This is a genomic window from Collimonas sp. PA-H2 (genome assembly GCF_002564105.1).
Lineage (GTDB): Bacteria > Pseudomonadota > Gammaproteobacteria > Burkholderiales > Burkholderiaceae_D > Collimonas.
Map to the genome: position 1 here is coordinate 271,984 of NZ_PDBX01000001.1, position 21,536 is coordinate 293,519.

Annotated in this window: 19 protein-coding genes; 15 read left to right on the forward strand and 4 right to left on the reverse strand. The window is 59.3% G+C overall.

Annotated elements, in window-relative coordinates:
- The first annotated feature begins 17 nt into the window (after window positions 1–17).
- The 6 genes from zwf (BCF11_RS01240) (at window position 18) to BCF11_RS01265 (ending at window position 6,940) form a co-directional block, all read left to right on the forward strand.
- The gene (gene zwf / locus BCF11_RS01240; RefSeq protein ID WP_098493135.1) at window positions 18–1,490 is read left to right on the forward strand and encodes a glucose-6-phosphate dehydrogenase; all 1,473 of its coding nucleotides are present in this window, start codon (window positions 18–20) and stop codon (window positions 1,488–1,490) included.
- 15 nt (window positions 1,491–1,505) lie between these two features.
- Window positions 1,506–2,360, forward strand: a complete 855-nt coding sequence (locus BCF11_RS01245) for an SIS domain-containing protein (protein ID WP_061946325.1) — start codon at window positions 1,506–1,508, stop codon at window positions 2,358–2,360.
- A gap of 46 nt (window positions 2,361–2,406) precedes the next feature.
- A complete protein-coding gene (locus BCF11_RS01250; protein WP_098493136.1) occupies window positions 2,407–3,627 on the forward strand; it encodes an AGE family epimerase/isomerase in 1,221 nt (406 codons plus the stop codon).
- Window positions 3,628–3,665: 38 nt separating this feature from the next.
- The gene (locus BCF11_RS01255; protein WP_233212329.1) at window positions 3,666–4,622 is read left to right on the forward strand and encodes a carbohydrate kinase; all 957 of its coding nucleotides are present in this window, start codon (window positions 3,666–3,668) and stop codon (window positions 4,620–4,622) included.
- 403 nt (window positions 4,623–5,025) lie between these two features.
- Window positions 5,026–6,153: a porin gene (locus BCF11_RS01260; RefSeq protein ID WP_098493138.1), complete on the forward strand. Its 1,128-nt coding sequence runs from the start codon at window positions 5,026–5,028 to the stop codon at window positions 6,151–6,153.
- Between the two features lie 259 nt (window positions 6,154–6,412).
- Window positions 6,413–6,940 (forward strand): cytochrome b, encoded by a 528-nt coding sequence (locus BCF11_RS01265; protein ID WP_098497266.1) that lies wholly within the window; start codon window positions 6,413–6,415, stop codon window positions 6,938–6,940.
- Between the two features lie 52 nt (window positions 6,941–6,992).
- Here BCF11_RS01265 and BCF11_RS01270 read toward each other — a convergent pair whose 3' ends face one another.
- Together BCF11_RS01270 and zwf (BCF11_RS01275) are read right to left on the reverse strand one after the other, a co-directional pair.
- Window positions 6,993–8,978: a glucokinase gene (locus tag BCF11_RS01270; protein WP_098493139.1), complete on the reverse strand. Its 1,986-nt coding sequence runs from the start codon at window positions 8,976–8,978 to the stop codon at window positions 6,993–6,995.
- 112 nt (window positions 8,979–9,090) lie between these two features.
- Window positions 9,091–10,560: a glucose-6-phosphate dehydrogenase gene (gene zwf / locus BCF11_RS01275; protein ID WP_098493140.1), complete on the reverse strand. Its 1,470-nt coding sequence runs from the start codon at window positions 10,558–10,560 to the stop codon at window positions 9,091–9,093.
- 383 nt (window positions 10,561–10,943) lie between these two features.
- Here zwf (BCF11_RS01275) and BCF11_RS01280 point away from each other — a divergent pair, with 383 nt between their 5' ends.
- The 5 genes from BCF11_RS01280 (at window position 10,944) to tal (ending at window position 16,535) form a co-directional block, all read left to right on the forward strand.
- Window positions 10,944–12,197 carry an ABC transporter substrate-binding protein gene (locus tag BCF11_RS01280; protein WP_098493141.1) on the forward strand — a complete coding sequence of 418 codons (1,254 nt, stop codon included), beginning with the start codon at window positions 10,944–10,946 and terminating at the stop codon, window positions 12,195–12,197.
- Window positions 12,198–12,375: 178 nt separating this feature from the next.
- Window positions 12,376–13,329, forward strand: a complete 954-nt coding sequence (locus BCF11_RS01285) for a carbohydrate ABC transporter permease (protein ID WP_098493142.1) — start codon at window positions 12,376–12,378, stop codon at window positions 13,327–13,329.
- Window positions 13,319–14,212, forward strand: a complete 894-nt coding sequence (locus tag BCF11_RS01290; RefSeq protein ID WP_098493143.1) for a carbohydrate ABC transporter permease — start codon at window positions 13,319–13,321, stop codon at window positions 14,210–14,212. Before BCF11_RS01285 ends, BCF11_RS01290 begins: the two co-directional genes overlap by 11 nt.
- 111 nt (window positions 14,213–14,323) lie before the next feature.
- A complete protein-coding gene (locus BCF11_RS01295; RefSeq protein WP_098493144.1) occupies window positions 14,324–15,469 on the forward strand; it encodes an ABC transporter ATP-binding protein in 1,146 nt (381 codons plus the stop codon).
- A gap of 130 nt (window positions 15,470–15,599) precedes the next feature.
- Window positions 15,600–16,535 (forward strand): transaldolase, encoded by a 936-nt coding sequence (gene tal, locus BCF11_RS01300; protein WP_098493145.1) that lies wholly within the window; start codon window positions 15,600–15,602, stop codon window positions 16,533–16,535.
- Window positions 16,536–16,623: 88 nt separating this feature from the next.
- Here the strand turns inward: tal and purU are convergent, their stop codons facing one another.
- The gene (gene purU, locus BCF11_RS01305) at window positions 16,624–17,493 is read right to left on the reverse strand and encodes a formyltetrahydrofolate deformylase (RefSeq protein ID WP_098493146.1); all 870 of its coding nucleotides are present in this window, start codon (window positions 17,491–17,493) and stop codon (window positions 16,624–16,626) included.
- Here purU and BCF11_RS27350 point away from each other — a divergent pair.
- A complete protein-coding gene (locus BCF11_RS27350; RefSeq protein WP_143751226.1) occupies window positions 17,485–17,697 on the forward strand; it encodes a hypothetical protein in 213 nt (70 codons plus the stop codon). The genes purU and BCF11_RS27350 overlap by 9 nt on opposite strands.
- On the opposite strand, the gene BCF11_RS01310 is transcribed toward BCF11_RS27350, so the two are convergent.
- The gene (locus BCF11_RS01310; RefSeq protein ID WP_098493147.1) at window positions 17,694–18,245 is read right to left on the reverse strand and encodes a polymer-forming cytoskeletal protein; all 552 of its coding nucleotides are present in this window, start codon (window positions 18,243–18,245) and stop codon (window positions 17,694–17,696) included. The two genes, BCF11_RS27350 and BCF11_RS01310, sit on opposite strands and share 4 nt — an antisense overlap.
- A 300-nt stretch (window positions 18,246–18,545) precedes the next feature.
- Here BCF11_RS01310 and BCF11_RS01315 point away from each other — a divergent pair, with 300 nt between their 5' ends.
- The 3 genes from BCF11_RS01315 to BCF11_RS01325 all read left to right on the forward strand — a co-directional run bounded on the left by BCF11_RS01315 (window position 18,546) and on the right by BCF11_RS01325 (window position 21,530).
- Entirely contained in the window at window positions 18,546–19,649 is a 1,104-nt protein-coding gene (locus BCF11_RS01315) for a YjgN family protein (RefSeq protein WP_098493148.1), read from the forward strand.
- A 12-nt stretch (window positions 19,650–19,661) separates the two neighbouring features.
- Complete coding sequence (locus BCF11_RS01320; RefSeq protein ID WP_098493149.1) at window positions 19,662–20,669, forward strand: M48 family metallopeptidase; 1,008 nt, start codon at window positions 19,662–19,664, stop codon at window positions 20,667–20,669.
- A gap of 66 nt (window positions 20,670–20,735) precedes the next feature.
- Complete coding sequence (locus BCF11_RS01325) at window positions 20,736–21,530, forward strand: thymidylate synthase (RefSeq protein WP_098493150.1); 795 nt, start codon at window positions 20,736–20,738, stop codon at window positions 21,528–21,530.
- The last annotated feature ends 6 nt before the right edge of the window (window positions 21,531–21,536 follow it).

The following is a 21,536-nucleotide window of genomic DNA, read 5'->3' on the forward strand; positions in this document are numbered from 1 at the left end:
CCCCGCAAAGGAAAACAATGGCTCTTGCAGAATTTGATTTGGCAATCTTTGGCGGTACCGGCGACCTGGCAATGCGCAAATTGCTGCCGGCAATGTATGCGCGCGACCGCGCCAACGACCTGCCGCCGGAGGCCCGCATCCTGTGCATAGGCCGTCACGACAGCAGCGACGCCGACTTCCTCAAGCACGTGGAACAGGACGCCAAGCCGCATATCAGCAAGGACAGCTTCGACGCCGCCGTCTGGGCGCGCTTCTGCCAGCGCATCAAGTACGTCGGCATGGACGCCACCGATGCCTCGTCCTACAAAGCGCTGGTGGAAGCCATGCGGCCCGACCACGCGATCACCAATGTGTTTTACCTGGCGACCCCGCCCAGCCTGTTCTCGAAAATCTGCAAGAACCTGGCTGCCAGCGGCCTGGCCACCTCCAACTCGCGCGTAGTGCTGGAAAAGCCTCTTGGCCGCGACCTCGCCAGCGCCAAGCAAATCAATGCCGAAGTCGGCCAGGTGTTTGCCGAATCGCAGATTTTCCGCATCGACCACTACCTCGGCAAAGAGACCGTGCAAAACCTGCTGGCGCTGCGCTTTGGCAATGTGCTGTTCGAACCGCTGTGGCGCCGCGAATGGATTTCCGACGTCCAGATCACCATCGCCGAAGAACTCGGCGTCGGCAACCGCATGGGCTATTACGAGACCTCCGGCGCCTTGCGCGACATGCTGCAAAACCATTTGCTGCAGCTGTTGTGCATCGTCGCCATGGAACCGCCGGTATCGATCACGCCGGATGCGGTGCGCGATGAAAAGCTCAAGGTGCTGCGCTCGCTGAAACGCTTCACGCCCACCACGCTGGCGCAAAACGTGGTGCGCGGACAATATCGTTCCGGCCACGTCGAAGGCGTTGCCGTACCCGGCTACCGCAAGGAAACCGACGCCAATCCGCATTCGCGCACTGAAACCTTTGTCGCGTTGAAAGCCGAAGTCGACACCTGGCGCTGGGCCGGCGTGCCGTTTTATCTGCGCACCGGCAAACGCATGGCCGATTCGCTGGCGGAAATCGTGATCCGCTTCAAGACCATTCCGCATTCGATTTTTGCCCAGCCGAACAGCAGTTTCGAGCCAAATTGCCTGGTGATCCGCCTGCAGCCGGACGAAGGCCTGACCTTGAACCTGATGGCCAAGACGCCGGGCGACGGCATGCGCCTGAAGCCGGTTGAGCTGGAACTGAATTTCCGTGAAAGCTTCAAGTCGCCACGCATGGAAGCCTACGAGCGTCTGCTGCTGGACGTCTTGCGCGGCCAGTTGACCCTGTTCATGCGCAGCGACGAACTGGAAGCGGCATGGGAATGGGTCGAGCCTATCCTGGAATTCTGGGACCAGGAAGAAGACGACCCGATTCCTTACACCGCCGGTACCTGGGGCCCGGCCGCGGCCAGCGCCCTGATTGCGCGCGATGGCTTGCAATGGCGCGAAGAAGCGCTGCCTGAGCTTTAAGGACACGGCATGACAATGCTGCTGGACGCGATCAAGACCCAGATCGACCTGCTCTCGAAGTCGGAGAAAAAGGTCGCCCTGACCATTCTCGACAACCCGCAGCTGGCGCTGGCGGAAAACATCACCGCCCTGGCGAAAAATGCTCAGGTATCGGAGCCGACGGTGGTGCGTTTTTGCCGCGCCATCGGCTACGAAGGCTGGCACGACTTCAAGCTGAAGCTGGCGCAGAGCCTGGCGGTGGCGCTGCCGGGCGCCAACGAGATGCTGGCGCAGGACGATATCGCCGCCGACCTGGTTAACAAGATCTGCAGCCGCTCCATCAACACCCTGCTCGACCTGCGCAACCATCTGAGCGCCGACGCCATCCAGAAAGCGCTGGACGTCCTGCTCAAGGCCAACAAGATCGAATTCTACGGCCAGGGCACCTCCGGGATAGTCGCGGCCGACGCTCAGCACAAGTTTTTCCGTTCTGGCGTTCCCACGGTCGCCTACTCCGATCCGCATATCCACAGTATCGCCGCCTCGCTGCTGCAGCCGGGCGATGCGGTGGTCGCCATCTCGCAGCGCGGCGGCAATGCCGCCTTGCTGCGCAGCGTGCAGCTGGCCAAGAAGGGCGGCGCCGACATCATCGTGCTGGGACCGAGCGGCACGCCGCTGGCGGAACTGGCGACGGTGCTGGTGCCGATCGACCTCAGCTTCAATATCGATCCCTATACACCGATCTCGGCGCGGCTGGCGCACCTGGTGGTGATCGACATCCTGGCGGTCGGCCTGGCGCTCAAGCGCGGCCCGGAATTCCGCAAGAAAATGCAGAACGCCCAAAAAGCCCTGCAGCAGTTCGACATGCAGTTCGATTCGTTTTTCCGCTGACGGCCCGCAGCCAGCCCTCATCTGCAAGCGCCTACAAAACACAGACATGAGACCAGTTTCTTCCGCACCTGACTATCGCGATCCTGAATTCCTGCGCGACCGCATGCGGCGCGACATTGCTTTTTTCCATCCGCGCGCGATTGACCCGCATGGCGGCTTCTTCCATTACCTGAATGACGACGGCAGCGTCTACGACAGCGCCAGCCGCCATCTGGTGAACAGCAGCCGCATGGTGTTCTGCTATGCGCTGGCCTGCCGCCTGGACGGCAAGGAAGAATATCGTGAAGCCGCGCGGCATGGCCTGCGCTTCCTGCAGCAACAGCATTGGCGGCCGTCGTACGGCGGCTATGCCTGGGTGCTGGAAAACGGCGTCGCCGTTGACCGCACCCAGCATTGCTACGGCTTGGCGTTCGTGCTGCTGGCGCATGCGCACGCGGCACGCATCGGCATCAGCGAAGCGGCCGACGGCATAAGCGCCACCTTTGAACTGATGGAAAAGCTGTTCTGGTCGGAAGCCGACGGCTTGTATGCCGATGAAGCGACGCCGGACGGCGTGCTGTCGCCCTACCGCGGCCAAAATGCCAACATGCACAGTTGCGAAGCCCTGATCGCCGCCTTTGAAGCAACCGGCGAGCGGCGCTATCTGCTGCGCGCCGAACTGCTGGCGCGTAACATCACCGTGCGGCAAGCCGCCATGGCGGACGGCTGGATCTGGGAGCACTATCATGCCGACTGGAGCATAGACTGGGAATACAACCGGCATGACAGCAGCAATATGTTCCGCCCATGGGGTTTCCAGCCCGGCCACATGACGGAATGGTCGAAACTGTTGTTGCTGCTAGAACGCCATAGCCAGCACTTGCAAGGCGATGCCGGCTGGCTGCTACCGCGTGCGTGCGCGCTGTTCGACCTCACCATGCCGGCCGCCTGGGATCAGGAATCCGGCGGCCTGGTGTATGGCCTGGCGCCGGACGGCAGCGTTTGCGACAGCGACAAGTACTTCTGGGTGCAAGCCGAATCGCTGGCGACTGCCGCCCTGCTGGCCCAGCGCAGCGGCGACGCCGCGTACTGGGTCAGCTACGAAAAATTATGGACCTACAGCGACGCGCATCTGATCGACCAGGAGCGCGGCGGCTGGTATCGCATCCTCCACCGCGACAACCGGCGCTACGGCCCGGAAAAACCGCCGCACGGCAAGACCGATTTCTATCATCCGATGGGCGCCTACCTGGAAGCACTAGCAGCTGTCGGCAGCCCGCTTGAATAAATAATATAAATCACACCTCACATTGCATGGATGCCGTCATGTCTGAAACAAGCAAACCCGCACACTCCCTGCCCCAATTCGTCAGCGCCGGCGAAGCGCTCACCGACCTGATACGGGTCGGCGCCGACCAATGGCTGAGCAAGACCGGCGGCTCGACCTGGAACGTGGCGCGCGCCGCCGCCAGCCTGGGCGCGCCTTCCGCCTTTGCCGGCGCCATCAGCCAGGACTGGTTCGGCGACGAGCTGTACGCCGCCAGCCAGGCCGCCGGGCTCGACCTGCGCTTCCTGCAGCGCGCCGCACGTTCACCCTTGCTGGCGGTGGTCTATGAAACCACGCCGCCACAATACAATTTCATCGGCGACAACAGCGCCGACCTTGCCTTCGATCCCGCGCTGCTGCCCGAAGGCTGGCAGCAGGCGGCGCAGTGGGTGCATTTCGGCGGCATCAGCCTGACCCGCGCGCCGCTGGCCGGGCACCTGATCGAACTGGCCGAGGACCTGCACGGGCGCGGCGTCAAGATCAGCTACGACCCGAATTTCCGTAATGTGATGGACCAGCGCTACGACAGCGTACTGAAAAAAATGGCGCAGCTGGCGGATGTGATCAAGGTTTCGGACGAAGACCTGGCCGGCCTGTTCCGCAATGACGATACCGAAGCTGCCCTGGCGACCCTGCGCAACTACAACCCCTCAGCCACTGTGCTGCTGACACTGGGCGCCAAGGGCGCGGCGATCCATGCCGGCGCCGAGTACTGGCAGGTGGCGCCGCCGCCCATCACCGTGGTCGACACGGTGGGCGCCGGCGACGCCGGCATCGCCGGACTGATCTATTCGCTGATACAGGAATCCAATGCAGCTCCTGCCGCCCGCGCCACCGGCCCCGACTGGTTGCAGCATCTGCAATTTTCGGTCGCCTGCGGTTCGGCCGCCTGCCTGAATGCCGGCGCCAAGCCGCCGCAACTGGCGCAGGTGCATGCCTTGCTGGGAAAAACCTAGGATTACTATAGCCGCAGCAGCAAGGACGTCCCGATGCGCGCAAATGTATCAAAATTACTTGTAGTAAAAATACAGTAAAAAACGTTTCCATAAGAAAACAAAATAAAAAACCACAAAATCCTGGCACTCTTGATAGACCTCCTGGTTGCCACAGCTAGCCGCTGCACGCATGGAAAATCAAACAGTGCTGTAAATTAGCAACAGAAATATAGTAAAACTACACAAATAAAACAAAAATTTCATAAATCGGTTTACCATTCTTACCAACAAAGAAATCGGCATCAATTGAACGCAAAGTACAGCAAGCAAGTACCAGCAATAAGCAAAGTCCGATTCAAGAATTTCGAGCTACACAAGACTCGGAAAGCAGTGGTCAACGCCACATTTTTACTTAGGAGATGAAATGAGAAAATCTGTTCTGAAAGCCATGCCGTTGGCCAAGCCACTCGCGGTTGCAGCTGCCCTGGCATGCGCCCTAGTCGGCCAGGCCCAAGCGCAAACCAATGTGATCATCTACGGTCGTGTTGACGCAGGCATCAACTATCAAAGCAATCAAGTAGGCAAAGACGCTAACGGCAACACCATCCGTGGCGGTCAATGGGGTGTTGGCGGCAACGAATGGGGCACCAGCATGATCGGCTTCAAGGGCACCGAAGATCTGGGCGGCGGCTTGAAAGCGATTTTCACCCTGGAAAGCGGATTCCAGGCCGACACTGGCCGCTTCAACGGCACTGGCCTGTTTAATCGTCGTTCGACCGTTGGTTTGAACGGTGGCTTCGGTACCGTCAAAATCGGCCGCGATCTGGCACTGCCAAGCGACCGCGTATGGAGCATCGACCCGACCGGCCAACAGAACATGAGCACTTCGACTCTGTTCAAAGGCCGCAACTGGCCGCAAACCAGCAACCAGATTCAGTACGTCACACCTGATACCATGGGTGGCCTCTACGTCCACGCCATGTACGGCGCCGGCGAAGCAGCAGGATCGACTACCCGCGGACCAGCTGGTTCAGGGATCGGCAACAGCACCGGCCTCGCAATCGGTTTCGTACAGCCTACCTATGAATTGCTGGCGATGTATGACACCGCGCGCGACGAAAACGGCACTTTCGACAACTTGTTCTCGCGCTCCAAGGAAATCACTGTCGGCGGCAACGTGACCTTCGGTCCAGCGAAACTGTACGCTGGCTGGCAAAATCTGTCGGCGCCGGCACAACCTCTGACGACTAGCGGCATAGGCGCAGCCAATAAAGCCAATCAATTCTGGCTCGGCGCAAACTACCAAGTGACACCGGCCCTGACACTGATCGGCGCGGCATATCACGTCAAGCTTAACCACGACGTCGGCAGCGCAAACCTGTTCATGCTGGGCACCAACTACAGCCTGTCCAAACGCACTCTGCTGTACGCGAGCATCGGTACCATCCGCAATGGTTCCAATACAGACTTCCAAGTGCAAACCGGCGACAGCACTGGCCTGACTGGACAGAACCAAAACACGTTCTACACTGGTATCAGCCACTCGTTCTAAAGATAGCAAGCATGGTTGGCGCGCCGCTTGAGCTCGGCGCGTCAATCGTTCTTGTTAGTACTGCCTTGTAGTGCTTGCTGCGAAGAGTGGCATTAGTGAAAGACGTCCCTGGGTAACTCCCAGACTTTGCCCATTCGCGTGCGAATGGGCATTTTTTGTGGGCGACAGCTTTGTTGCGGCAGGCAATCGCCAGGCAGCATTGTTTTTGCCAACCCCGTGTGCCAGAATCACCGCTCGCAAATTCTACAGAATGGCGACCATGCCAATCCCCTCCCAGCAAGAACGCTTCTCACGGCCGGCAATCCTGTTGCACTGGGCTATTTTCCTGCTGGTTGCCCTGGCTTACCTGGCGATTGAAATGCGCGGCCCCAAAGGCAGCGACTCGCGCGCATTCTGGACTGCGACCCATTTCTGGGCCGGCTGTAGCGTGCTGATACTGTCGCTTGCGCGCGTCGCCTGGCGCAGCTATAAATCGCCGCCGGCGCCCGTGACGGCTCCGCCTATCCTGCAATTCCTGTCCACGGCTTCGCATCTATTGCTATATATATTCATTATCGCCCAGCCCATACTCGGCATTCTGACCGTCAACCTCGCCGGCCATCCGATAAACCTGGCGGGGCTGGGTTCGTTTACGGTAGTCGGCCCCGATCATGATCTGGGTAAATCAGTAAAGGACATTCACGAGACGTTGGGAAATGTTTTTTACTGGGTGATCGGCTTGCATGCCTTGGCGGCGCTATGGCATCACTTTGTCAAACGCGACAATACCTTGCGCCGGATCATCTAGGCAGGCATGGCCTGCCTCCTTCAAGAAAGAGGCCCGGCAGCCGCATGGCGATTTACTTGATGTGCGAGATGACGTTTGGCGACAGGGTCACTTCCTGGTTGCCGCGCGCCGATTGCGCCGATTTGCCGTCGCCTTCGGCGGCGATCTTGTCGCTGTCCGACTCGCCCAACGAGGCGATGTGAGTCAGGATGCCGCGCTTGGCCTGGCGCTGCAGTTCGGCAAAAGGACTGGAACGGTTAAGCGAGACGCCGACCGCCAGCACGTCGATCAAGAGCAGCAGCAAGATCCGCGACACCATCGGGATATGCATCATGCTGCTTTCATCGTGCTCGACCGCCAGCGTGTAATGGGCTCGCTTGGCCAGCTGCGAATTGCTTGGCGCCAGCGCAATGATGGTGGCGCCGGAATGCACCGCCACCTCCACCGCCGGCGCCAGATGACGCAGGCGTCCGGAATTCGAAATCACCACCACCACATCGCTGCTCTTCAGCATGGCGGCAGACACTTCCTGCAGCTGCGGGTCGGTGTAGGCCGAGGACGGGATGCCAAGGCGGAAGAATTTTTGCTGGGCGTCTTCCGCCACCAGGCCGCAGCTGCCGAAACCGTAGAATTCGATGCGGCGAGCCTGGCTCAGCACTTCGATCACGCGCGACAGGGTATCGGCGTTGAGGTTATCGCGCACTTCCATCATGGCGGAAATGGTGTTGTCGACCACTTTCACGCCGACGTCGAGCGAAGAATCGCCCACATGCACCTGGCTATGCGCGACCGGCACCGTGCCGGTGACGCCCGAGGCCAGCTTCAGCTTGAAATCGGCCAGCCCCTGGCAGCCCATGGTACGGCAGAAACGGATCACGGTCGGCTGGCTGACATCGGCACGGCGGGCGATTTCCGAAATCGGCTCGCTCATCACGGCGCGCGGATGCGCCAGGATCAGGCTGGCGACCTTCTGCTCGGCCGGTGAAAACTGGTCGCGCGCCTTGCGGATCTTTTCCAGGATGGGCACGGCGTTGCCGCCGCCCAGGTGCTCGGAAAGAATCGCGGCGACGCCGACAAACGCCGGATACGGAGCGGTAATGACAAAGGTCGGGATTTTCGCCAGATAGCTGCTGAAACGTCCCTTGTTTTCAAAACGGGCGCGAAACGGCGAACGCGCGAAGTAATCGCCCAGGCGCGGCACCACGCCGCCGCCGATGTACAAGCCGCCCAAGGTGCCCAGGGTGACGGCGACGTCGGCCGCCACCGTACCCAGCATGGCGCAGAAGCATTCGACCACTTCCATGCACAAGCCGTCCTGGCCCTGCAAGGCGCGCTCGACGATTTGCGCCGTCTGCAGTGGCTCGGGCTTGACGACGCCTTGCAGCTCGGCCAATGCCTGATAAATCATTTCGATACCGGGGCCGGACACCAGGCGTTCCGCCGAGACGTGCGAATAAGTACGCCAGCAGTAAGCCAGCACCGCCGCCTCGCGCGCATCGCCGGGGGCGAAGGTGACGTGGCCGCCTTCGCTGCCCAGCGCAATCCAGCGCCCTTCGGTAGGGATCAGGCCGCCGACGCCAAGCCCGGTGCCAGCGCCAACCAGCCCGACCACGCCGCCGCTGAGCGCCCTGCCGCTGCCGATCTGGACACAATGCGATTGTTCCAGATGCGGCAATGACATCGACAATGCGGTGAAATCGTTGACTACCAGCAGCGTGTCCAGGTTCAGGCGGCGCCGTGTGTTTTCAATCGAGAATTCCCAATGGTGATTGGTCATCTTGATGTCGTCGCCCTGCACCGGGTTGGCGATCGCGATGGCGGCATGACGCACTTGGGCGCGAGCGCCTTGTGTCGCGCTATAAGCCAGGTAAGCCTCTACCGCCTGCGCGAACTCCGCGTAATCGGCGCAGCGCAAGGTCTGTATCGTGTCGATCTGGCCCGGCGCACGCTCCAGTGCAAAGCGCGCATTGGTGCCGCCGACATCCGCCAGCAGGCGCGGACCATCCAGATAGCTAGTCGCCGAAATCTCGCTAGCGTTCATGATCGTGGATGAAGACATGGTGTAAAACTTTCACTTAAATACTGTTAGTAGGACGAGGCGATGGCAAGATTTCTGCTCGCTTCTAAATTTGTTTCTCGATTCGTCAAAATCTTCAATCAGGATGCGCTCTTCAACGGTCTTCCGGCCATTGGGCGCCGGCCCGCTCCATCATCGCAAACGATGCGGTCGGCCCCCAGCTGCCGGCCATATAAGGCTTGGGCGCCGCACTGCTGGTCTGCCAGTAGCGCTGCAAAGGCTCGACCCAGCGCCAGGCGGCTTCCTGCTCGTCACGCCGCACGAACAGCGACAAATTGCCGCGGATCGCATCCACCAGCAAGCGCTCATAGGCTTCTGCCCGGCGCTGCTTGAAAGCCTGGTCGAACGCCAGGTCAAGCGCCACCGGCTGCACCGTCATGCCGTCGCCCGGCTGTTTTGCCAGGCAATGCAGCTGGATCGATTCGTCCGGCTGCAGCCGGATCACCAGCCGATTGCTGCTGACCCCGGCCTGGCCGCCTGGCATCGGCAGGATGGCGTGCGGGATAGGCCGGAAGGTAATGATGATTTCCGCTGTACGCTGCGCCAGGCGCTTGCCGGTGCGCAAAAAGAACGGCACGCCGGCCCAGCGCCAGTTGTTGATCTCGGCATGCAGGGCGACGAAGGTTTCGGTCCGCGACTGCGGCGCCACACCCGGTTCCTGCTGGTAGCCGGCCACCGACTGCCCTTCCACCGCGCCGGAAGCGTACTGGCCGCGCACCGCCTTGAGCTCCATGTCTTCCGGCGAGAACGGCTTGAGGGCGCGCAATACCCGCAGCTTCTCGTCGCGCACCGCATCGGCATCCATCGACGTCGGCGGCTCCATCGCCACCATGCACAATAATTGCAGCAGATGGTTTTGCACCATGTCGCGCAGGGCGCCGGTGCCTTCATAAAAATCGCCGCGTCCTTCGACGCCCAGCTGCTCGGCGATCGTCAGCTGCACATGGGCCACCGACTCGCGCCGCCACAAAGGCTCGAACAGCGAATTGGCAAAGCGCAGGGCCAGCAGGTTTTGCACCGCCTCCTTGCCCAGGTAATGATCGATGCGGTAAATCTGTTCTTCGGCGAATACGCGCGCTACCGCGTCGTTGATTGCGCGCGAAGACAGCAAATCGTGGCCGAGCGGCTTTTCCAGCACCACCCGGGCTTGCGACAGATCGATCTTGCTGGCAGCCAGGTTGGCGCAAATCGGTTCAAACAGCGCGGGTGCGGTCGCCAGATAAAACACCGAAACCGCGTTGCCGGCGGCCAGCTTCTGCGCCAGGACCTGGTAACCGTCGCTGTCCAGCAGGTCCAGCGGCAGATAAGTCAGGCGCGCCAGGAAAGCCTGCCATACGGCCTCATCCTGCACGCCGCCGCCCTTGACATAGGGCGCGGCGCTCTTGCTGACCCAGGCCAGATAGTCGTCCTGGCTGAAATCCTGTTTGGCGACGCAGATGATGTGCCCGTCCTGATGCAACTTTCCTTCCCTATGAGCAACAAACAACGCAGGAAGAATCTTCCGCATCGACAAATCGCCGGTAGCGCCAAATAAGGTGAATGTAAAAGGAATATTAGGTTGCATCAAAATTTTTGTAATAAATAAAAAACTTATATTGCAATATTAATGTAGCATTACTACAATTACAAGCGGCGAAGAGAGTAAAACCCCGATATTTGCAGGTAAACTCAAGATCGCATGTAGTTTTACTAGTTTTCACATGATACACATGGACGGGCATGTTCGCAGAGCCCGGCTTTGCGCAAACAGCTGGTGCTGCGACGGTTTGGCGTTCCGCAGCACATTGGAACGGATTTTCAGGTAGGAGCAACAAAGGCAGCCAGGCATGACCGCTCCCGGAGAGAGGCAGGCAGGGCGACAATCAGATCAGGCGTGCGGATCAGGCAGCAATGACCAAGCGCTTAATCACATGCATCACATGCATTTTTTCAACACAGGAGACAAGAATGAAACTGAGTCAAATAATAAAATCGGTATTCGCCACCACTGCATTGCTGTCCAGCGCCGCGGCAGTCCACGCGGCTGAAGTTGAAGTACTCCATTACTGGACATCCGGCGGCGAAGCCAAATCGGTCGCCGAGCTGAAAAAGATCATGGAAGCCAAGGGCGTGACCTGGAAGGACTTCGCAGTCGCTGGCGGCGCCGGTGAAAACGCGACCACCGCGCTGAAAGCCCGCGTCATCGCCGGCAGCCCTCCGACAGCGGCGCAGATCAAGGGACCTTCGATCCAGGAATGGGGTCAGGAAGGCGTGCTGGCCAACATCGATGCCGCTGCCACTGCCGGCAAATGGGACTCGCTGCTGCCTAAGGTTGTCTCCAACACCATGAAGTACCAGGGCCACTACGTGGCAGCGCCGGTCAACGTCCATCGCGTCAACTGGATCTGGATCAATCCTGAAGTCTTGAAAAAGGCTGGCGCCAAAGTGCCGACCACATGGCCTGAATTCTTCGACGCCGCAGACAAGATCCAGAAAGCAGGCTTTATCGCTGTCGCCCAAGGCGGCCAGCCTTGGCAAGACGCGACCATGTTTGAAACCGTCGCGCTGGGCGTAGGCGGCGCCGACTTCTACAACAAGGCGCTGGTCAAGCTCGATCCGGCCACCCTGACCGGCCCGACCATGGTCAAGACCTTCGACACGCTGGGCAAGATCAAGGGCTATATCGACAAGAACGCCGCCGGCCGCGACTGGAATCTGGCGACCGCCATGGTCATCAACGGCAAGGCCGGCATGCAGTTCATGGGCGACTGGGCCAAGGGCGAATTCACTGCCGCCGGCAAACAGCCAGGCAAGGACTTCCTGTGCGTCGCAGCTCCTGGCACCGACAAGTCGTATACCTACAACATCGACTCGATCGCCATGTTCAAGGTCAAGAATCCTGATTCGCAAAAAGCGCAGCTGACTCTGGCCACCGCCATCATGAGCCCGGAATTCCAGGAAGTCTTCAACCTGAACAAGGGTTCGATCCCGGTCCGTCCTGATATCCCGCGCACCAAGTTCGACAGCTGCGCCACCAAGTCGATGGATGACATGGCTGCCTCCAGCAAAGCCGGCACGCTGGAGCCAAGCATGGCGCACGGCATGGCGGTCAACTCTGCCGTACAAGGCGCTATCCTGGACGTGGTTTCGAAGTTCATGAACTCCAACATGACTTCGCAGGCCGCGGTACAGGCGCTGGCAAAAGCAGCAAAGACACAATAAGCCGTTATTTTATTGCTTAGTTTTGTTACTTGATTAACGTAAATTAGCAACGTAAATAAGCATCGTAAATGAGAACAGGGGCCGGAGCGAGTAAGATCGATCCCGGCCCCCGCCCTGTCCGGCAATGGCTAGCACCGCATTGCCGGACACGGTTTTGATCCTGCTTCAGGAGACTTGCATGTCCGATCACACCCTCCCCTATACAGCCGCCGCTGTCGGGAGTCCAAGCCACACGCCCAAGCAGCAAGGGCGGATTGCGGCAATCGCCGATGCCTGGCTGCCACGCCTGGTATTGTCACCCACTATCATCCTCTCGCTGGTCTTCGTATACGGCTTCATCGCCGTCACCGCTTGGCTGTCGCTGACCAATTCGCGGATGCTGCCGAATTACGAAATTTCCGGCTTCAATCAATATGTCACGCTGTTCGGCCTGGACCGCTGGTGGGTAGCTGCCGCCAACCTGGGCATCTTTGGCGGCCTGTTCATCCTGTTCTGCCTGGCGATCGGCCTGATCATGGCGATCCTGCTGGACCAGAAAATCCGCGCCGAAGGCGCGCTGCGCGCGATCTACCTGTATCCGATGGCGCTGTCGTTCATCGTCACCGGCGCCGCCTGGAAATGGATCTTGAATCCCGGCCTGGGCCTGGAAAAAATGATGCACGACTGGGGCTTCGCCAATTTCCATTTCGACTGGCTGGTGAATTCCGACTTCTCTATCTATACCGTGGTGATCGCCGGCGTCTGGCAATCATCCGGCTTCGTCATGGCGCTGTTCCTGGCCGGCCTGCGCGGCATCGACGACAGCATCATCAAGGCTGCCATGGTGGACGGCGCCAGCTTGCCGACCATCTATCGCCGCATCGTCATCCCGGCGCTGCGTCCGGTGTTCTTCAGCGTGCTGCTGGTGCTGGCGCATATCGCGATCAAGAGCTTTGACCTGGTGATGGCGCTGACTGCGGGCGGTCCGGGCACTTCTTCCGACCTGCCGGCAATTTTCATGTATCAATTTTCTTTCTCACGCGGTCAACTTGGCCTTGGCGCGGCATCGGCAATGATGATGCTGGCTACCGTACTGGCAGTGCTGGTGCCCATGATGTACCTGGAAACCAAAGGAGCGCGCAATGGCCGCTGACAGCACCAGCAACACCATCTATAACGAAGGCAGCAAACTGACCGCCGGCCGCGTGGTGATCTACGCGCTGCTGGTATTGTGCGCGCTGTATTATCTGGCGCCGCTGTATGTGATGCTGAGCACTTCCGTCAAAACGCTGGATGAAATCCGTACCGGCAACCTGCTGTCGCTGCCGATGTCGCCCACCAGCGCCGCCTGGAGCAAAGCCTGGAGCAGCGCTTGCACCGGCGTCGACTGCAACGGCCTGCAGCCGTTCTTCTGGAACTCGATCAAGATGGCGGTGCCGGCGGTGCTGATCTCGACCCTGGTCGGTTCGCTCAACGGCTATGTACTGGCGCACTGGCGCTTCCGCGGCTCCGAGATCCTGTTCACGGCGCTGATGGTCGGCTGCTTCATCCCGTTCCAGGTCGTGATCCTGCCGATGGCGCGCCTGCTGGGCACCGTCAACCTGGCCAACACCACGCCGGGACTGGTGTTTGTGCATATCGTCTACGGTATCGCTTTCACCACTTTGTTCTTCCGTAACTACTATGTCACGGTGCCGGAAGAACTGGTCAAAGCAGCCCGCATCGACGGCGCCGGCTTCTTCATGACCTACCGCAAGATCATCTTCCCGCTGTCGCTGCCGATTTTCATGGTCTGCTTCATCTGGCAGTTCACGCAGATCTGGAACGACTTCCTGTTCGGCGTGGTGTTCGGCGGTTCAGACGCCAAGCCGGTGACGGTAGCCCTGAACAATCTGGTGAATACGTCCACCGGCGTGACGGAATACAACGTCAACATGGCGGCAGCCATCATCGCCGCCCTGCCGACCCTGGTGGTGTATCTGCTGGCCGGGAAATATTTTGTGCGCGGCCTGACTGCGGGTGCGGTCAAGGGCTGAGAGCGTTTTTTTACGCCCGCTCTAGTCAGTTGGGGACAGAGTAATTCGCCGCGCTGCGGCGACTCTTAAACTCTGTCCCACAATGATAATTACTTAAGGAATGAGTTAAAGATGGCAAGCTTATCAATTCGCAATGTGCGCAAGGTCTACCCGAACGGCAATGAAGTCCTGAAGGGCATCGATCTCGAAATCGAAGACGGCCAGTTCCTGATCCTGGTGGGCGGCTCCGGCTGCGGCAAATCCACCTTGCTGAACATGATCGCCGGACTGGAAACAGTCTCCGAAGGCCAGATCATGATCGGCGACCGCTGCGTCAACGACGTGCCGCCCAAGGAACGCGACATCGCCATGGTGTTTCAGTCGTATGCGCTGTATCCGACCATGACAGTGCGCGAGAACATTTCCTTCGGCCTGGGCATCCGCAAGGTCCCAAAAGCCGAACAGAAACAAATCGTCGACCGCGTCGCCAACACCCTGCAGATCACCCATCTGCTGGACCGCAAGCCGGCCCTGCTGTCGGGCGGCCAGCGCCAGCGCGTCGCCATGGGCCGCGCGATTGCGCGCGATCCGTCGCTGTTCCTGTTCGATGAACCGCTGTCCAACCTGGACGCCAAGCTGCGCGTCGAAATGCGCGCTGAAATCAAGCTGATGCACCAGCGCCTGGGCAGCACCATCGTCTATGTGACGCATGACCAGATCGAAGCGATGACCTTGGGCGACCGCATCGCCGTGATGAAAGACGGCGTGGTGCAGCAGTTCGGCAGCCCGCAGGAAATCTACGACAATCCTAGCAACCTGTTCGTGGCCGGCTTCATCGGCTCGCCGTCGATGAACTTCATGCGCGGCAACCTTGTGGCAAACGGCCATGGCCCGGCTTTCGAACTGCTCCACGACGGCCGGAAGACCTTGCTGCCGCTGGCGCCAGCGCAGGCGCAAAGGCCGGAAATCGGCGCCTGGCTCGGCAAGGAAGTGATCCTCGGCATCCGTCCGGAACATGTCACCGACGCCCAAAGCGCCCGTACCTCGGACGCCGGCGATACCGACAGCAACTATCATCCGACCGAAGTCGGCTGCACAGTGGAGCTGACCGAGCCAACCGGTCCGGACACCTTGGTGTTCACTACTTTCAATGACGCCCGCGTCACCTGCCGTACGCACCCGCGCGCGGCAGCCAAGCCGAAGGATGAAATGCAGCTGGCCTTCGACCTGTCGAAGGCGGTGCTGTTCGACGCCAAGACGGAAGAACGGATCAGCTGAATCGGGCGCAGCTCGCGGTAATAACAAAGTAAGACAGTACTGCTTCTGCCAACTGTGGCAGAAGCTCATAAAATGCGTAGAATGGCAGAAAAGCATTTCCGATTAACAGTCTCTGCTTTTCTACGCCGCCATGAACCAACTCGAACAACTCAAGCAATTCACCACCATCGTCGCCGACACCGGCGATTTCCAGTCGATCAAGGCGTTTGCGCCGCGCGACGCCACCACCAACCCGTCGCTGATTCTGAAAGCCGTGCAGAAGCCGGAATACCAGCCCCTGCTGGCGCGGGCGGTGAAGGATCACGGCCAGTTGTCGACGCAAGAGATCATTGACCATCTGCTGGTCACCTTCGGCCAGGAAATCCTGAAACTGATTCCGGGCCGGGTTTCCACCGAGACCGATGCGCGCCTGTCGTTCAACACCCAGGGCACGATCGACAAGGGCCATGCGCTGATCAAGCTGTATGAAGCGGCCGGCATAGACCGCGACCGCGTGCTGATCAAGATCGCTTCCACCTGGGAAGGCATCCGGGCCGCGGAAGTGCTGCAAAAGGCCGGCGTCCATTGCAACCTGACCCTGCTGTTTTCCATGCCGCAGGCAATTGCCTGCGCCGAAGCCAAGGTGCAGCTGATCTCGCCTTTCGTCGGCCGCATCTACGACTGGTACAAGAAATCCAGCGGCCACGACTACAGCGGCGCCGACGACCCAGGCGTGCAGTCGGTCAAGCAGATCTACAGCTATTTCCGCAAGTTCGGCTACGCCACCGAAGTCATGGGCGCCAGCTTCCGCAATACGTCACAGATCATCGAACTGGCCGGCTGCGACCTGCTCACCATCAGCCCCGAACTGCTGCAGGCGCTGGCCGAAAGCGAGACGGCGGTCAGCCGCAAGCTCAGCCCGGAAGTCGCACAGCACAGCGACCTGGCGAAAATCGACCTGGATGAAACCATCTTCCGCACCATGCTGAACGACGATGCGATGGCGACCGAAAAACTGGCGGAAGGCATACGCCAGTTCAGCGCCGATGCGGTCAAGCTGGAAAAGATGGTGGATGCTTTGCGCTAACGTCGTGCCGGCCCGGCAGGCAGGCTCCGTGCAATAAAAAAATGGCCTCGGTTCACACCGAGGCCATTTTTTCGTTCTTTGCAATTCTTTATTTGAACACGACCGTCTTGTGCCCGTTGAGCAGGATCCGGTGCTCGATAAACCACTTGACCGCCCGCGCCAGCACCACGCACTCGACGTCGCGCCCGATCGCGGTCAGCGTCTCCGGCTCCATCGCATGATCGACGCGCGCCACGTCCTGCTCGATGATAGGTCCTTCGTCCAGGTCGCCGGTGACGAAATGGGCGGTGGCGCCGATCAGCTTCACGCCGCGGTCATGCGCCTGGTAGTAGGGCTTTGCGCCCTTGAAGCTGGGCAGGAAGGAATGGTGGATATTGATGGCGCGTCCGGTCAGCGCGGTGCACATGGCCGGCGACAGAATCTGCATGTAGCGCGCCAGCACCACCAGGTCGATATTGTTCGCTTCGACGATTTCCATCACGCGCGCTTCCTGCGCCTGCTTGGCTTCGGCCGAGGCGCCTGTCGCCAATGGCAGATGATGGAAAGGGATGTTGTAGCTGGCTGCCAGCTGGTAAAAATCAGTGTGATTGGAGACGATGGCGCTGATCTCCACCGGCAGCAGGCCGCTCTTGTAGCGGAACAGCAGGTCGTTCAGGCAATGGCCGATCTTCGACACCATCAGCATCATGCGAGGCTTCTTGCCGGCATCGTGCAATTGCCAGTTCATCTGCATGCTGCCGGCCAGCGCGGAAAATTCCGCCCGCAGGCCCTCATCTGCAATCGCCGCATCCTCCGACGAAAAATGCACACGCATGAAAAACAATTTGGACTGAGCGTCGCCGAACTGGGCTGAATCGATGATATTGCAACCGTGATCGGCCAGAAAACCTGAGACGCGATGGACGATTCCGCGCTGATCGAGGCAGGACAAGGTGAGGATATATTCTGGATGGCTCATGAGTTTGGCGGGTACGGGCAATTGGAAATGGCGCTTGGCAGAATGCCAAAAGCGCTATTGTCGCATGCCTGCATGCACATGACAAAAACCAGAATGGATCGCCGCCACTCTGGTTGTTTTGCAAAAATAACGCCCTCCGGCCGGGATTCCCGGCCGGAAAAGCTGAAACTACTGCGCGCCGGCCTGGCCGGCGGCAAGCTTTAGACTACAGCAGCTGCTGCAGCGCTGGTAGTCGCGCTGCTGGCAGGACTAGCGGCAGCAGGCTTGGAGGAAGTGCCGACCTGGACTTCGCCAGTCAGCTGGCCGCCTTCCTCGATGACAACCTTGCCATAGCGGATTTTGCCGGAAACCTTGCCGGTTGAATAAATCACCAGCTTTTCACGGACAGTCAGGTCGCCGTCGAACTCGCCATAGATTTCAGCCAGGTCAATTTCAGCGGAACCCTTGAACGCGCCTTTTTCGGCGATGTGGATCACGCGCGAATTCATGGTCGCTTCCACCCGGCCTTCGACCACGAGCGTGTCGCAATCGGTGATCTCAACGCCTTTGAGCTTGATGTTCGGGCCGACAATCAGTTTGCTGCCGACTTCGTTAGTGCTGGACGACGAGTGGTTGACCGGAGTGCTCACAGGGTTGCTAGCCTTTGGAATATTGGAAGAACTGCCGGAAGTGAGATTGCTGCTGGCGCTGAACGGTGAATTTGGGGTCGGGGTTTCTCGCTTGCCGCCGAAAAACGTATCTGATTTAAGCATGTGATCTCCTGAATGGTGTTGCCTGCATTAGTGCGGCCAGCACGCTGATGCAAATGAATATGAAAATGACCAGATCAAAATGGCCAGATAAAAACGACCTGATACTGCATGACCGTATGAGACAAAGGTCTCCAGCTTTCGAGGACCCTGTTCCGGAAAAGTTCATGGAGAAAACCATTAATTTGTAACCAGAGGAAACTCCGGAACACCAACAATAACAATTGCCCAACAGACTTTGATTGTCATTTTTTATAGCCTGCCGGATAATCAATCAAACCAATAAAACAAAGGGAATCAGGGATGAACACCGTAACTTCCGGCACACCGCCTTCCGGCTTTGCAGCAAACCCTCCTCCGCCACACCAGCCTACGCCGGAAGCATTCATCTTTTCCGGCCGCGGCAGCGAATATTTCCGCATATGGATAGTTAATCTTCTACTATCCATCGTCACCCTCGGCATCTACTCGGCCTGGGCCAAGGTGCGCCGCACCCGCTATTTCTATGACAACACCAGGGTCGCCGGCAGCAGCTTCGAATACCACGGCAACCCGATCGCGATCCTGAAAGGGCGCATCATCGCGCTGGTGCTGATCGGCGGCTACCAGATCGCCTTCAGGCTGAGTCCGAAACTTGGACTGCTGGCGCTGGCGCTGATGTTGTCGGTCATGCCATGGCTGATCTGGAGAAGCTATCAATTCAAGCTCTACAACTCCAGCTACCGCGGCATCCGTTTCGGCTTCCAAGGCAGCGCCGGCAAGTCTTACTTCAATTATCTGGTGTTGCCGCTAATATCAGCCTTCTCTCTCGGCCTGCTCTCGCCTTTCGCCTATCAACGCAATAAAAAATACCTGCACACGGAAAGCAAGTTCGGCGCGACGCATTTTTCCTTTGACGCCAGTGTAGGCTCTTTTTATCAAATTTTTCTCATTTGTTTCGCCATCGCCGTGCTTGGCTATATCGGCATCGGCATACTCTTCAGCGGCAGCCTCATGGCCGTCGCCAGCGCCAGCGCCGGCAAGCACGCTGCGCCGGCAGCCTACGCAGGCCCTATATTCAGCATGATATTTTCCATGTATGCGTGGACCTTCCTGATTGTTCCGCTGGCCCTGACCATGGTCCAGAACCTAATCTGGAACCACACCAGGCTGGCGGACCATCAATTCCAGAGCAAGCTGAAATGGACCAAGGTGGCTTTCATCATGATCACCAACCTGATCGCCATCGTCTGCACGTTGGGCCTGTTCACTCCGTTTGCGCAGATCCGCTCGCTCAAATACCGGCTTGAATCGGTCAGCTTGCTGGCGGCAGGCTCGCTCGATCATTTTCTGGCCGATGCAGAACCGCAGGGCTCCGCCGCCGGCGAAGGCATGTCTGATCTGCTCGATTTCGACTTGTCGCTATAAAGCCGCGCTCAGATGCAGAATGCGCAAGCGCGGGCGGTGCAGGCTTTCTATTTCGATGGCAAGACCTCGCACCGCTATACGGTCGAACTGACAGTCGCGGCAGGCATCGCCAGCATTTCCGGCGAAGCACAGAGGCAAGCGCCGCTTGAGGAACTGCGGGTGTCGGAAAGGGTTTCCAGCGCCACCCGCAAGGTTACCTTTGCCGACGGCGCCTATCTTGAAATCATCGATCTCGATGCCTTTGCCGAACTGCTGGCGAGCACCGGCCACGCCGACTCGCTGGTAGTGCGCATGCAGCAAAGCTGGCGCAGCGTCTGGCAAGCGGCCGGCGCACTGGTACTGATCCTGGTGCTTGGTTATTTATATCTGTTGCCGGCGGCATCGGGCTGGATCGCCAACGCCCTGCCCGAGTCGGTCGAAAGAAAAATCGGCGGCAGCACCCTGGATTTCCTGGACGAACGCGTATTCAGCGCTTCTACCCTGCCGCCATCGCAGCAAGCCTCCATCGACAGCCGCTTCCGCGCGCTTGAGCCGCCGCGCCAGGGGGCGCCGCGATTTCAGATCATTTTCCGCAAAAGCAAGATCGGCCCGAATGCCTTCGCCCTGCCGTCCGGCGACATCCTGGTCACCGACGAGCTGGTCAGGCTGCTGGACGATGACGATGCCTTGATGGGAGTGCTGGCGCATGAACTCGGCCACCTGCATCAGCGCCACCTGATGCGGCGGCTGATCCAGGTGTCCGCGGTCGGCGCCACCGCGACGCTGCTGTTCGGCGATGTCTCGGCCCTGGTGGCGACCATTCCGCCGCTGCTGCTCGATCTCAAGTACTCACGCGATATCGAGCTGGAAGCGGATGATTACGCGATTGCCATGTTCAAGGCAAACGGCATCAGCCTCACCAGGCTGGCGCGCACCTTTGAAAAGCTCGACAGCCAGCCCGCCGCTTTCTCGCCCTACCTGTCGACCCACCCGCCCAGCCAGGAACGGATTACGCGGATCCTCAAGGCGCAGGCGGAATAAGCCTCGGGCGGCAGCCATGCCGGATGCGTTACAATCTTGGAATTAGAGTCAGCAATCAAGATAAAAATGCGCCAATACCTCGACCTCATGCGCCATGTGCAACAACATGGCACCGTCAAAACCGACCGCACCGGCACCGGCACCCGCTCGGTGTTCGGCTACCAGATGCGTTTCAATCTGCAAGACGGCTTCCCCTTGCTGACCACCAAGAAGCTGCATCTGCGGTCGATCATCCATGAGCTGATCTGGTTTCTCAACGGCTCGACCAACATCCAGTATCTAAAAGACAACGACGTCAAGATCTGGGACGAATGGGCCGACAGCGAGGGCAATCTGGGACCGATCTATGGTTATCAATGGCGCTCCTGGCCGACCCCGTCCGGCGGACATATCGACCAGATCACGCAGCTGGTCGAGCAGATCAAGAACAATCCGGATTCGCGCCGGCTGATCGTCTCCGCCTGGAACGTCGCCGACATCCCGCAGATGAAGCTGCCGCCCTGCCATGCCTTCTTCCAGTTCTATGTAGCCGAGGGCAAGCTGTCCTGCCAGCTGTATCAGCGCAGCGCCGACATTTTCCTCGGCGTGCCTTTCAATATCGCATCCTATGCCCTGCTGACGCACATGATGGCGCAGCAATGCGGGCTTGAGGTGGGAGATTTCATCTGGACCGGCGGCGATTGTCATCTGTACTCCAACCATGCGGAGCAGGTCGAGCTGCAGTTGTCGCGCACGCCGGGGCCGCTGCCCAAGCTGACCATCACACGCAAGCCAGCGTCGATTTTCGACTATCGTTTCGAGGATTTTGAAATCAGCGGCTATCATCCGCAGGCGCATATCAAGGCGCCGGTGGCGGTCTGACCGTTC